The 14,094-nt window shown below is 44.0% G+C and carries 12 protein-coding genes; all 12 read right to left on the reverse strand.

Features of this window, described 5'->3' with window-relative positions; all coding sequences use genetic code 11:
- Window positions 1–92 precede the first annotated feature (92 nt).
- The 12 genes from D8855_RS03990 to D8855_RS04045 all read right to left on the reverse strand — a co-directional run bounded on the left by D8855_RS03990 (window position 93) and on the right by D8855_RS04045 (window position 14,050).
- The gene (locus tag D8855_RS03990) at window positions 93–1,367 is read right to left on the reverse strand and encodes a hydroxymethylglutaryl-CoA reductase, degradative (RefSeq protein WP_125416159.1); all 1,275 of its coding nucleotides are present in this window, start codon (window positions 1,365–1,367) and stop codon (window positions 93–95) included.
- Window positions 1,367–2,539: a hydroxymethylglutaryl-CoA synthase gene (locus D8855_RS03995; protein ID WP_185757557.1), complete on the reverse strand. Its 1,173-nt coding sequence runs from the start codon at window positions 2,537–2,539 to the stop codon at window positions 1,367–1,369. The genes D8855_RS03990 and D8855_RS03995 overlap by 1 nt, the downstream gene beginning before the upstream one ends.
- Window positions 2,540–2,652: 113 nt before the next feature.
- Window positions 2,653–3,102, reverse strand: a complete 450-nt coding sequence (locus D8855_RS04000; protein ID WP_000176927.1) for a threonine/serine exporter family protein — start codon at window positions 3,100–3,102, stop codon at window positions 2,653–2,655.
- Between the two features lies 1 nt (window position 3,103).
- Window positions 3,104–3,862 (reverse strand): threonine/serine exporter family protein, encoded by a 759-nt coding sequence (locus D8855_RS04005; RefSeq protein ID WP_033686493.1) that lies wholly within the window; start codon window positions 3,860–3,862, stop codon window positions 3,104–3,106.
- 88 nt (window positions 3,863–3,950) lie between these two features.
- Window positions 3,951–5,864, reverse strand: coding sequence for a Stk1 family PASTA domain-containing Ser/Thr kinase (pknB, locus tag D8855_RS04010; protein ID WP_125416163.1), 1,914 nt, complete (start codon window positions 5,862–5,864; stop codon window positions 3,951–3,953).
- Window positions 5,861–6,601: a Stp1/IreP family PP2C-type Ser/Thr phosphatase gene (locus D8855_RS04015; protein WP_125416165.1), complete on the reverse strand. Its 741-nt coding sequence runs from the start codon at window positions 6,599–6,601 to the stop codon at window positions 5,861–5,863. Before D8855_RS04015 ends, pknB begins: the two co-directional genes overlap by 4 nt.
- A 14-nt stretch (window positions 6,602–6,615) precedes the next feature.
- The gene (gene rsmB, locus D8855_RS04020) at window positions 6,616–7,929 is read right to left on the reverse strand and encodes a 16S rRNA (cytosine(967)-C(5))-methyltransferase RsmB (protein WP_185757556.1); all 1,314 of its coding nucleotides are present in this window, start codon (window positions 7,927–7,929) and stop codon (window positions 6,616–6,618) included.
- Window positions 7,922–8,857: a methionyl-tRNA formyltransferase gene (gene fmt / locus D8855_RS04025; RefSeq protein ID WP_125416168.1), complete on the reverse strand. Its 936-nt coding sequence runs from the start codon at window positions 8,855–8,857 to the stop codon at window positions 7,922–7,924. Before fmt ends, rsmB begins: the two co-directional genes overlap by 8 nt.
- A gap of 12 nt (window positions 8,858–8,869) precedes the next feature.
- Entirely contained in the window at window positions 8,870–11,266 is a 2,397-nt protein-coding gene (locus D8855_RS04030; protein WP_061590239.1) for a primosomal protein N', read from the reverse strand.
- A gap of 65 nt (window positions 11,267–11,331) precedes the next feature.
- On the reverse strand, window positions 11,332–11,646 hold the full coding sequence (gene rpoZ / locus D8855_RS04035; protein WP_000979235.1) for a DNA-directed RNA polymerase subunit omega: 315 nt from the start codon (window positions 11,644–11,646) through the stop codon (window positions 11,332–11,334).
- Between the two features lie 10 nt (window positions 11,647–11,656).
- A complete protein-coding gene (gene gmk, locus D8855_RS04040; RefSeq protein WP_125416169.1) occupies window positions 11,657–12,298 on the reverse strand; it encodes a guanylate kinase in 642 nt (213 codons plus the stop codon).
- Between the two features lie 138 nt (window positions 12,299–12,436).
- Entirely contained in the window at window positions 12,437–14,050 is a 1,614-nt protein-coding gene (locus D8855_RS04045; protein WP_000404934.1) for a ribonuclease Y, read from the reverse strand.
- Window positions 14,051–14,094: the final 44 nt, after the last annotated feature.

Consider the following 14,094-nt stretch of genomic DNA (forward strand, 5'->3'; position numbering starts at 1 on the left):
TTTGAGCAACCTGCGGCTAGCTTCCTAGTTTGCTCTTTGATTTTCATTAAGTATAAGCACAAGAAAACTCAGACCGATCCGTCTGAGTTTTTTTATGATCTTAAATTTTCGAGATAGCGCTGGGCTGTCTCTAGGTTAAAGGTTTTATCAGCGATGAGGCGTTCGACTAGAGGAGCTACCTCGGATTCACTAGCACCTGCGAGGAGTGCCAAGGATTTGGCCTGCAATTTCATGTGGCCCTGCTGGATGCCCGTACTCACCAAGGCTTTGAGGGCCGCAAAGTTTTGGGCAAGTCCGATAGACACGATAATCTGGGCTAATTCTTTGGCAGAAGGATTTCCCAGTAGCTCATGACTGAGGGCTACACGAGGGTTGAGGCCGATAGAGCCACCCTTGGTCGCTACAGGCATGGGCAGGGTCATCTCACCAACCAATTCTTCTGTCTCCAAGTCTAGACGCCAAGAGCTAAGACCTTGGTAATGTCCATCTCGACTGGCATAGGCATGGGACCCCGCCTCAATAGCACGCCAGTCATTACCAGTAGCAATCAAAATGGCATCAATGCCGTTAAAAATCCCTTTATTGTGAGTAGCAGCTCGGTAAGGATCAACCTGCGCAAACTGACTTGCCAGGGCTATCTTCTCCGCAATTTCTCGTCCTTGATCCTTTTGGCGACTCAAATAGCGAAAGGCGATGCGACAGCTGGCTGTCACTAGAGAATCGGTCGCGTAGTTGGACAGGATTCCCATGAGACTCTGTCCCTGACAGAGTTCTTCTAAGACTGGTTTCAAGGCTTCCAGCATGGTATTGAGCATATTAGCTCCCATGGCTTCTTGGGTATCGACATGGAGATAAATAACGAGAAAGTCTGTTTCACCTTTAATCTGCTCGACATGCAAATCACGCGCCCCACCTCCACGTTTGACGATAGAAGGATAGGCCTGATTGGCAAGTTCCAAGAGCTCAGTCTTTTTGTTTGTAATCTTCTCTTGAGCTTGTTCAGGTTCAGCAACTTGATAAAGAGCTACCTGCCCAATCATCTGGCGCTGATGAACCTGAGCAGTAAAGCCACCTGCTCGCTTGATGATTTTACTTGCATAGCTGGCCGCAGCAACCACGGACGGTTCTTCTGTCACATAGGGAACTGTGTATTCCTGACCATTGACAAGGACCTCTGGAACCAGCGAATAAGGCAGAGAAAAAGTTCCCACCACATTCTCACTCAGCTGGTCTGCCACAGTCACACTTATCTGTTCATCCTGCTCCAAACTCACTTGCTTCTCAGGACTAAGGAGCGCCTGAGCTTGTAACAACTCGAGGCGCTCTTGGTATGATTTTTTAGAAAATCCATTCCAACTTATCTTCATTATTTTTCAACCTTGCTATAACGGCGTTGGTGGTCCACAATTTCAACCAAGGCAAAATCTTGATTTTCATAGCCAGAAAACTGGGTAGAATTTGTTTCATCTAAGTCTACTTCCTCAAAGAAGACTTTTTCATAGTCTGCAACAGACAGGGCAGTTCGTTGGTTGAGCTTGTTCAAACGGTCTTTATCCAGATAAGCTTCATATCCTTCAACCAATTCACCACTGAAGAACTCAGCCACAGCCCCACTTCCATAACTATAAAGGGCAATTTTATCTCCAGCCTTCAAGCTATCTGTATTTTCCAAGAGAGATAGAAGCCCAAGGAAGAGGGAACCAGTGTAGATATTCCCCACCTTTTGACTGTAGAGAATAGACTGGTCAAAATGCTTTTGTAAGAGGTCTTTTTTCTCTTGAGGCAGGCTCTTATCCATGATTTTTTTCAAGCCTTTTAGCGCTAATTTAGGATAAGGCAAGTGGAAACAAACCGCCGCAAAATCATCCAAAGTAAGCTGGTAGCGTTTTTGGTATTCAAGCCAAGTCGTTTTCAAACTATCCAAATATTGTTGGGTAGAATAAACACCATTTACATACGGAGTTGTCGAGTAATTTGGACGCCAGAAATCCATGATGTCACGGGTTTGAGCTACATTGTCATTATTAAAGGCCATAATGCGCGGATTTTGTGTAATCAACATGGCCACACTTCCAGCACCCTGAGTGGGTTCTCCTGGAGTTTCAATACCATATTTGGCAATATCACTGGCAATGACCAAGACCTTGGACTCTGGAGAATTTTCCACATGCAGTTTTGCATAATGAAGGGCCGCTGTCGCTCCATAGCAAGCTTCTTTAATCTCAAAACTACGAGCAAAGGGCTGGATGCCCAGCAAACCATGCACAAAGACGGCCGCAGCTTTACTTTGGTCAATTCCTGACTCAGTCGCCACAATGACCATATCGATTTCTTGTCTTTCTTGCTCAGTTAAAATAGAGTCACTAGCACTGGCCGCCAAGGTCACGATATCCTCAGTTAGGGGCGCAATACTCAATTCCTTGAGTAAGAGTCCTTTGCTTAATTTTTCAGGGTCAATTCCCCTCGCTTCTGCTAAGTCTTGTAATTTCAAGACATATTGACTGGTCGCAAAACCAATCTTATCAATACCGATTGTCATATTTACCTCTGTTTTATCATTCATTGTAAAAAATCGTTCTATACTATTTTATCACAAATAGCAGTAAAAGAGAGAAAAAAGACTTGATTCACCAAATCAAGTCGCTTATTATTCTAACCATTATGCTGCTTTCTTAAGTAGGAATAAAGTCTAAGAATCACTGTTCCGCTAGCCATTCCAATGGAAATCACCAAAGCCAACATAACAACCAAGGTTGCACTAGCAATGGCATGATTGTAATCCCCTATCACAAAAAAGGCAGTTGTCCGATAGGAAAGATAACCCGGAACCAGAGGTGCCAAGATTGCCAAGATAAAGACTACAGCAGGTGTCTTATAAAGAATACTTAAAATCTGGCTGACACAAGAACCGATAATGGCTGCAATAAAAGTAGCCACAATAACATTGGTCGGTTCCTTTAGCAAGAGATAGATTAGCCAGACAGCCATGCCCAAAATCCCTCCGGGTAAGAGCATAGAGCGTTGCACATTGAGTACAATTAAAAAAGTGATAATAGCAAGAAGACTTGCTACTGCTTGTAATAAAAAGGTTGTTAGTGTCATATTAATTCATCAATACCAAGGCGACAGAAGTTCCCGCCCCTAAAGCAAGGGTAATGAGCAGGGATTCAAACATCTTACTCATACCAGAGTTTATGTGGTTGGTCATAATATCACGAACCGCATTGGTCAAGGCAATCCCTGGTACAAAAGGCATGACAGCACCAGCTATAATCAAATCTGCTGTTGAGGGAAAACCTGTGTAGCGAGCCCAAAACTGGGCTATCATCCCAAAGACAAAGGCTCCAGCAAAGGCCGTTACAAAGGGAATTCGGATAAACTTCTCCACATAGAGGGAAAAGGCAAAACCAAATAAGGTAGCCACTCCTGCCCCAAGTGCGTCGTAGATATTTCCACTAAACATAATCGAAAAGAAAGGGGCGCTAAAGGTCGCAGCCAGAGTTACCTGCAACTTAGTATAAGGAAGGGGCTGGTCTTGCAAAGCCGTCAATTGCTTGAAGGCTGTCTCTAAATCAAGATTTCCTCCTACCAACTGACGAGAAATCTGGTTCACATCACAGACTTTTTCAATATTATAAGAAGAGGAAGTCACGCGTTTCATTCGCGAAATATTGGTATTTTCAATGGAGAAAAAGATAGCAGCAGGCATGGCAAGAACATTGCAATCCACAATCCCCTGCGAATGCGCAATACGGATCATGGTATCTTCTACACGATGAATCTCTGAGCCACTTTTGAGAAGAATGGTTCCAGCTAACATAATCACATCGATGACGGCATTTAATTCTCTTGATTCTTCCATGCGTTCCTCCTTTTATCAACTCCTTCTATTCTATCACAAATCCGGACTCAAAAAAAATCTTTGCCATGAAATCATGACAAAGATTCGTTTAATCACGAGAATTTTCGTGGTTTCCTTCACTATTTGGTTGAGTCGGAGTAGGAACCGTTCCTTGTTGATTTCCTTGCTGGCCACCTTGTTGATTCCCTTGATTTGGAGTAGTAGGTGAACCTTGGTTACCACGTGGAACTGACGTTGAAGAGGAACTTGATGGTGGTGTTTTGGGTTTATAAATCGAAATTTTAATACGTGTGCTGGCTAAATCAATTTTTCCACCCGGTTTTGGACTTTGCTCTACAACAGTCTCCTCACCTGTTCCTTCAGGAGCAGTAGACACTTCTACAACTTCGATATTAGCTTTTTTAATTCCATATATCTCTGTAAGATTATTAACTGCAAATTCTCGAGTTGAACCAATATAACTTGGCATTGAAATAGAATTCACTTTTTTAGCAACAGTCAGAACTATTTGAGTTGCCTTGCTAAGATCATAGGTTGTTCCCTCCGGTAAACTTTGTTTCATGATTGTACCAGCTTCGATTTCGTTGGATTCTTCTTCCTCAATCTTAATTAGATTTTCTGGAACCTTCTTACCTTTCAACTCTGCCACTACATCACTAGATTTTCTTCCAAGATAATTTCCGAGTTGGAAAGACTGCTGACCAGAAGACACAATCAAATTAATTTTTGTTCCTTCTTTGCGTGTCGTACCGGCGTCAGGATCGGTACGAATAACACGACCTTCTTCAACCTTATCACTAGCCTCTGTTTTTTCTTCACCAACCTCAAAATTGGCTTTCTTAAGCGCTTCTTTAGCCTCAGCAACCGTCTGACCTGCCACCTTTGGAACGGCAATGGTAGCGGGCGTTCTATATAAAATCCATACCAAGGATGCCACAACTAACAAGAAGGTCGCCAATAAAATTGGATAACGTGCTTTCAGGCGACGCCGTTTGGTTGGCTTTGGACTAGGTACTGGTTTTTCTGTCTGATGAGGCTGGGGCTTAGATTGAGGTCTTCCCTCTTGTACCGGAGCTTTAGGAATAGAAGTCAGAGTACTTTGTGGAACTTTAGGAAGAGTTTTAGTATCTGCCTTAGTTGCATCGTCAAAGACTAGCTTTGGTTCATTACGACGATTATTAGACAAACTACTCGACAAATCCACATACATTTCAGCGACTGATTTGTAGCGATCTGTCAATTTCTTGGCAGTTGCCTTGATAACAACATTTTCTAAAGCCTGAGGCACAGATGGATTTTCAGCTATAACCGATGGCAATGGTTTCTGGAAATGCTGGAGGGCGATGGTCACTGCGCTATCCCCATCGTAAGGAATATGACCTGTCAGCATCTCATAGAAAATAATCCCCATGGCATAGATATCACTCTGCACAGTTGCTTTAGAACCACGCGCCTGCTCTGGAGACAAATAATGAACGGAACCTAGCATTGAGTTGGTCTGAGTCAGACTTGTCTCTGCAAAGGCTACTGCGATCCCAAAGTCTGTAACTTTGGCAGTCCCATCTGGGGTCAAAAGGATATTTTGCGGTTTCAAATCCCTGTGAACAATCCCTCGAGTATGGGCTAAGCGCATAGCCAGAAGGATTTGTCCCATGATTCGAACCGCTTCTTCATTTGAAAGAGGGTGATGTTCCTTGATATAGCGTTTGAGGTCTAACCCAGCAACATATTCCATTGCGAGATACTGTTGTCCCTCTTCTTCACCGATATCTGTAATCCGAACGATATGAGGATGGTCCAAATCTGCCATGGCTCTCGCTTCCCGCTGAAAACGAGCCACAGCAATCGGGTCTGTCTGGTAGTTGGTCCTCAGGACCTTTACCGCCACTTCTTCCCCGTCTAGAATCAAATCTTTAGCCAAGTAAACATCTGCCATGCCTCCTCGGCCAATCTGTTTGAGAATCCGATACCGCCCGGCAAAAATCTTGCCGATTTGGATCATTCTGTTTCCTCCTCATTAACAGCAATAAGGGCAACTGTGATGTTATCTAAACCACCTGCATTGTTGGCAAAACGGATCAAGGTTGCTGCCTTATCTTCCAAAGAAATATCGCTGGTTACAATATCAGAAATCTCACTTCCTGAAATCATATTTGTCAAACCATCGCTATTGAGTAAGAGATAGTCCCCAGGCTCAAGGGTGATTATTCCAAAATCAGGCTGAATTTCATCTTTTTGACCAATAGATTGAGTAATAATATTTTTCTGTGGATGGCTAGCAGCTTCTTCTGGCGTCAATTGACCTGCCTTAAGCAATTCATTGACCAAAGAATGGTCGCTCGTTAACTGGTGGTATTCTTCTCCACGAATCAAACCGATACGAGAATCTCCGATGTGAGCATAAATAGCCTGATTATTAATAATGGCTACAGCCTCAAGGGTTGTTCCCATTCCTTTATAGGCTTCAGTTTGTCCCAATTGGTTAATCCTTTGATTTTCAATCTCAAGGTTGTTAGCAAACCATTCACGCACTTCATTAACCGTATCGATTTGTGTATCAACCCAAGCTACACCCAGGTCTGTTACCGCCATCTCACTAGCGATATTCCCTGCGCGATGACCTCCCATACCATCAGCTAGGATAATCATGGTACGTCCAGCTCTATTGACATAGTGGTTGACATAGTCTTGGTTATTTGTTCGTTTCTGACCAACATCTGTTAATAATGAAATTTCCATGTGTTAGTTCCTTCCTAATCCGATATCTTGCGAAATTGACTGATGAAGAATCCATCACTTCCATACAATTCAGGTGTGATGAGGATACAGCCATTTTTCATGATATCTTTACATTCATGTTCTAGTATTACCTGCTCAAATTCAGGATGACTTTCTAAAAATGCCTGTACGACTTGAAAGTTCTCCTCTGAGACAATAGTACAGGTACTATAAGTTATTATACCACCTTTGCGTAGTGTTTGACAAACACTACCTAATATTTCTAGCTGAATTTCCTGCAAGGACGCGAAATCTGCCGTTTCTTTATTGTATTTAATGTCTGGTTTACGGCGCAGAAGACCGATTCCTGAACAGGGAGCATCCACCAAAATCTTATCAAATGAATCCTGACCAAAAAACTCATGCACCTTTCTGGCATCTAATTTTTGCGTTTGAACTCGATCTGCAACTCCTAAACGTTGGGCATTTTCTTGAATTAAGTCCAACTTGTGGTCGTACAAGTCCAAAGCCGTAACCTGACCTGTCGTGAGATAAGAAGCTATATGGGCTGTTTTTCCACCCGGAGCCGCACAGGCATCTAGAACCTGCTCATCACCTTGTAAATCAAGCGTCGGAGCAACCAGCTGACTAGACTCGTCTTGGATGGTAATGGCTCCATCCGCAAACAAATCATGGTCTGCAAAATGCCCCTGCTCCTTCACAAGACCAGAGGGAGACAAGGATGAATCACTGGCCTCCAACAAGACTTGGATTTCTTCTTTTCGTCCTAGGTCCGTTACACGAATGCTGGCCTTGTTACGCACCAAAAGACTTTCAAAAATAGCTTGTGCTCGCTCTTCTCCGTATTCTTCCTTGAACTTGGCAACTAGCCAAACTGGGAGAGAATAGGCAATGGAATCACGCTTGTTTTTTCGCTTGATACTGGCAATATCTGGCCAGCCTTCACGCAAGATACAGCGAAGGACGGCGTTGACCAATTTTTCACTGCCTTTTTTACGGAATTTGGCCAATTCTACTGCTTCATTGACCACAGCATGGTCTGGAATCTTGTCCAAATAGCGGAGCTGGTAGGCACTCATGAGGAGAAGGACGTAGAGCCAGCTGTCTAACTGATCTCTGTCTTCGATAAAGTGGGACAAGTACCATTCCAGAGTCAGTTTACGGGCTACCGTTCCATAGACCAGCTCGGTCACCAAGCCCTTGTCTGCTGTAGAGAGCTGACTTCCCTTGAGATGCTTATTTAAGGCGATATTTGAGTATGCTTGATTGATAAAAACATCCTCTAATACTGCTAGGGCTAAACTTCTAGCCGTTTCTACTTTAGTCACCAAATCGTTCTCCTACAGTCAATGTCCGTCCAACTCCGTTTAGGAAGGAAGCAATGTCCATCTTAGGTTTACCAGCTGGCTGCACTTGTTTGAGAGACAAAGCTCCTTCAGCCGTTGCGACAATCAATTCTTTCTTGCCGATAGAGAGAATCTCTCCTGGATTTCCCTGACCATCTACTGTTAGGGCTTCATAAATCTTAAAGCGGTCTCCCTTAAGGAAAGTATGGGCAACAGGCCACGGATTCATTCCACGAATTTGGTTAAAGAGTTGACGATTGCTTTTATTCCAATCCAACTTTTCTTCCTCGGGTTTGATATTTGGCGAGAAGGTAACCTGACTTGGATCCTGCGGTTCAGGTTTGATTTCCCCAGCAATATAGGCAGGCAAAGTGTCCAAAAGCAAATCGCGACCAACAAGAGCTAATTTCTCAAACAAGGTGCCAACATTGTCCTCATCCGTAATCGGAATACTACGACGAGAAATCATATCCCCTGCATCCATTTCCTTAACCATCTCCATAATGGTCACACCAGCTTCCTCATCACCTTGAATCAAGGCATAATGGATAGGCGCTCCACCACGGTGTTTTGGAAGAAGGGAGGCGTGAACATTAACCGCAAAGTCCATGCTATCAAGGAGTTTACTTGGGAGAAACTGCCCAAAAGCAGCAGTCACAATTCCATCTGCTCCTAGCTTCATAATATCTTCCATCTCTGGACTTCCAGATAATTTTTCAGGTTGGTAGATAGGAAGTCCTGCCTCTTTGGCAGCTTGTTTAACTGGGGTCTCCTGGATCACTTTTTTACGTCCGACAGCACGGTCTGGCTGGGTCACAACGGCTAGAATTTCGTAACGGTCATCTGTCAAAAGCCCTTTTAAGACTGTTGCTGAAAAGTCGGGGGTCCCCATAAAGATTAATTTTGTCATATCTTCTCCTTCTTATAAAAATTGCTGTGGCTCATGGTCAATGCTGAGACGGAGCTCACTATTTTCCCGTTCTTGAGTCAAGGCCAGAACCTGATTTAGAGTCGGCCCCAGCTCATCTTCTAAACGGTATTTAATCAAAATCTGGTAATGATAGAGGTTGTGGGTACGGGCAATGGGTTTGGGCGTTGGCCCAAGAATGTTACTGGTCTCTGACAAGCCTGACCGCAAAATGTTCATGACTTCATAGGCACGTTTGACCACCTCTTCTTCTTTCTTGTGAGAAAGGGTAATGCCAATCGTGAAATAGTAAGGTGGATAGCCTAGTTGTCGTCTGATTCCCATTTCATAAGCGTAAAAGCCTTCGTAATCCTGATCCTTGGCAAATCGAATAGCGTAGTGCTGAGGATTGTAAGACTGAATCAAGACCTGCCCAGCTTTTTCAGCACGTCCTGCCCGACCTGCCACCTGAGTCAAAAGTTGGAAGGTTCTCTCAGAAGAACGGAAGTCAGGCAAATTCAAGGCTGTATCGGCATTGAGCACTCCGACTAAGGTTACATTGGGAAAATCCAATCCCTTGGCAATCATCTGAGTACCTAGCAAGATATCCGCTTCCCCTCGTCCAAACTGGTCAAGCAGGGCTTGATGACTACCTTTCTTACGGGTCGTATCCACATCCATCCGTAGAATTCGTGCCTCTGGAAAGAGTTCTGCCAGCTCGTCATAAGCCTTTTGTGTCCCCGTCCCGTAGTAACGGATACTGCAACTCTTACAGTTAGGACAGACCTGAGGAATATCCTTCGAAAAGCCACAATAATGGCAGTTCATGGTCTTGGTATCCATGTGCAAGGTCAAGGAAATGTCACAGTTGGGACAAGTATCCACGGTCCCACACTCCCGACACATGACAAAGCTAGAATAACCACGACGATTGAGCATAAGAACCACCTGCTCTTTTTTAGCTAGACGGTCCTGAATAGCCTCTAGCAAAGGTGGCGTGAAGTTTGACGTCTCATTTTGTCCGATATAGTCTCGAAAGTCAATTACTTGAACCTCAGGGATCCTAGCTAAAGGATTGGCGCGTTGGGTCAGACGTAAATGTTGATAAACGCCTTTGCCAGCTCGCGCACGGCTTTCTAAGCTCGGTGTCGCGGAACCAAGAACCAATGCCGCTTGATTGTATTGGGCCCGTAAAACAGCCACCTCTCTAGCATGGTAGCGGGGATTACTGTCTTGCTTATAAGTCGCTTCGTGCTCCTCATCGATAATCATGACACCCAGATTTTTCAGCGGAGCAAAGATGGCAGATCTGGCGCCAACAACAACTTGGGCATCTCCACGCTCAACCTTGCGCCATTCATCATACTTTTCACCATTGGACAGGCCTGAATGAAGAATGGCCACCTTGTCCCCAAAACGTGCTATAAAACGCTCCGTCATCTGAGGAGTCAGGGAAATCTCAGGTACAAGCAAAATAGCAGTTTTGCCCTTATCCAAGGCCCCTTGGATAATCTGCAAGTAAACCTCTGTCTTCCCACTTCCTGTAATCCCTTGAAGAAGGAAAGGAGGCTGATGACTGCCAATCGCACTCACAACCGCATCACGCGCCTGTCTTTGCTCTGGATTCAACTCCAAAGGTCTACTTACCTCAATGCCTTCAAAATAAGCAGCCGAGCGTTGAACTTCCTTTTGAACTATAGTAACAGCACCTTGATCAACAAAGAAGTTAACTTGCTCCCGCGAGTAGGACTCTAACAAACTAGCCAAGGAAGCACTCTCAGGATGAGACAACAAATAGTCTCTCAGTTCCAATTTTTTCTTGGCACGTGCAGATATTTCAACACCTTCTAATTGAGCCAGATGAACCTCATACCAGGACTGGGTCTTGACCTTCTTTTGATCGATTGCCTGATATTCCAGGCCAAGCAGACCTTTTCTGGTTAAACGCATCATTTCGGCTTGCTTCGCGATATCTAGTGAAGAAAAGGCTAGTGAATCCTTTGAACCAAACAGGCGCTCTCGGTCTTCCTGACTCAGACCTGCCATAGGATAGAGAATTTTGTCATAGCTGGAGTTCAGAAATCCCGGTAACATAGCCTTGAGGATAGAGATTTTATAAGAAAAGACGGACTTGCGAAGCTCTTCAGCTAGCCAGAGTTGTTCTTGCGTGAGAACAGGAGAAAAATCCAACACCTCGGCAATATCTTTTAAATCCTGCTCCATCTCTTCCTCATCTGATTGAGACTCCAAACCAAGAACAATCCCTTGAATCAGACGATTTCCCTTACCAAAGGGTACATGGACTCGCATCCCAACTTCTAGCATTCCCTCAAATTCCTCCGGAATCCTATAACTATAGGGCTGGTCCGTCTGCATCAAGGGCACATCTACAATAATCTTGGCTATAGCCATCTTCTCACCTCCTCCTTGTCAGTATATTCTTACAATAGAAAAAATAAGATTGAGTCCCCCCAACCTTAAATTTTTTCACCATCTTCTTTTTCTTTAGCGATTTGCTCTTTGATTTTCTTTTCTTCTTCTTCTTTGCGACGTTTTTCTTCTTCGATGCGGCGACGCACTGCTTCACGTTTTCCTTCTGGATCTGGGTGAATTGTAACGTTTCCTGATTCGATTTCTTCTAAAGCGCGAAGAGTTGATTTTTCAGACTTGAAACCTTGAGTTGCTGGCGCACCTGCTTCCAATTCGTGGGCACGTTTTGCTTCTAAGATTACGAGTGAATATTTTGATGGAACCTTGTCGAGCAGGGTATCAATAGAGGGTTTTAACATCATTTGCTTGTACCTATTTTCTAATTTTTATCGGGTTAGTTGGAGATTTCGGTAACATCTCCTGATAGTGACCAATGACACGATCCACACGGAAGTGCTCTGCTTCGATCACACGTTTGACACGCTCAGCAGCTAGGGGCACCTGATCGTTGACAATCGCATAATCATACTCACGCATGAGGGCAATTTCTTCCTTGGCTTTTTCGATTCGCTGGGCGATCACTTCTGCACTGTCTGTTCCACGTCCTACCAAACGATCTTGCAATTCATCCAAATCTGGTGGTGTTAGGAAGATAAAGACAGCATCTGGAACCTTTTTCTTGACCTGAAGAGCTCCTTGAACCTCAATTTCAAGGAAAACATCGATTCCCTTGTCCAAGGTTTCATTGACATAGGTCAGAGGAGTTCCATAGTAGTTGCCGACATATTCTGCATATTCCAACATCTGACCTTGACGAATCAGCTCTTCAAACTCTTCACGAGTACGGAAGAAATAGTCAACACCGTCCACTTCTCCAGGACGTTGTGCGCGTGTCGTCATCGATACAGAGTATTGAAATTGGTTTTCAGAACTCTCAAAAATCTCTCTTCTAACCGTTCCTTTTCCAACCCCTGAAGGACCAGAAAAAACGATTAGTAAGCCTCGGTCTGCCATTGTGTCTCCTTTTAGTCAGTCTGTAAAAATAAAATAAGATTTCCCTTCAGATAGTAGCATTTTGTGCAAACTATCCTTCTACAGTCTTTCTATCTAGTGTAACAAAAAAGCAGTAATTTTTCAACTGCTCTTTCTTATTTATTTAGCATAATCTACTGCACGAAGCTCGCGAATCACAGTTACCTTGATATTTCCTGGGTAATCGAGATTGTTTTCAATTTTCTCACGAACTTTGTGAGCCAAGATTGTGACTTTGTCGTCCTTGATTTGTCCTGGATTGACCATGATACGGATTTCACGTCCTGCTTGAAGGGCAAAGCTATTTTGTACCCCTTCAAAGCCGTTAGCAATTTCTTCCAAATCATGGAGACGCTTGATGTAGCTTTCAAGAGACTCACTACGAGCACCTGGACGGGCTGCGCTCAAGGCATCTGCCGCAGCGACGATCACTGCAATGACACTTTCGGCTTCGACATCCCCGTGGTGGCTAGCAATCGTATTCACCACAACTGGATGTTCCTTGTACTTACGTGCCAATTCCATACCGATTTCCACGTGACTACCTTCAACCTCACGGTCAATGGCTTTTCCGATATCGTGAAGAAATCCAGCACGACGGGCAAGAGCCGCATTTTCACCAAGTTCGCTCGCCATGATACCAGCCAACTTAGCAACCTCAATCGAATGGCGCAAAACATTTTGTCCGTATGAAGTACGGAACTGCAAACGTCCCATAATCTTCATCAAGTCCGGATGAAGGTTTGGCGCACCAATTTCATAGGCAGCAGCCTCACCGTATTCACGGATCTTATTGTCAATCTCTTGACGGTTTTTCTCAACCAACTCTTCGATACGAGCTGGGTGAATACGACCATCTTTGAGCAACATTTCCATAGTCATACGGGCAATCTCACGACGAATTGGATCAAATCCTGACAAAGTCACCACTTCTGGCGTATCGTCGATAATCACATCAACCCCTGTCAAACTTTCAAAGGTACGAATGTTACGACCTTCACGACCAATAATGCGTCCCTTCATAGTATCATCTGGGAGATGAACTGTTGAGTTTGTCGACTCCGCTACATATTCACCAGCGATACGTTGCATGGCTTGAACTAAAATATCCTTAGCCATTTTATCAGAACGTTCCTTGACCTCTTGCTCAGCTTCGCGAATACGGCTGGCAATCTCCTTGGTCAAGTTTTCCTCTGTCTGAGCCAAGATAATATCTCGTGCTTCTGCCTGAGACAGAGCACCAATACGCTCTAACTCTGCTTCTTTTTGTCTTTCGACTTCCTCTAATTGCTCTTCACGCGCATCAAGGTTTTTCGCTCTATCAGAAATACTTTGTTCTTTTTGTTCAAGTGTTTGTTCTTTACTCGTCAAATTGTCGTCCTTACGGTCGAGGCTAGTAGCTCTCTCTGTCAAACGACTTTCGATTTGTTTGAGTTCTTGACGTTCTGATTTGAATTCAGCGTCCACTTCTTCACGGTATTTTCTGGCTTCTTCTTTGGCCTCCAATAGTGCTTCTTTTTTAAGAGACTTGCTTTCACGTTTGGCTTCATTAACAAGTAAATCCGCTTCACGCTCAGCTTGTCCACGTAAATTAGTTGCTTCTTGTTCAGCATTTAAAAGCATCAACTCCGCAGCTTCCTGAGATGATTTCATCTTAGCTGAGATACTGACATATCCAATGACTAAACCAATGATGACGGCAAAAACAGCAATCGCAAGCGACATGATTTCCATGTTTTTACCTCATTTTATTGTTATTCCGAATGACATACATTCTT

This window comes from Streptococcus mitis, assembly GCF_003942685.1.
Classification (GTDB): Bacteria; Bacillota; Bacilli; order Lactobacillales; family Streptococcaceae; genus Streptococcus; species Streptococcus mitis_CD.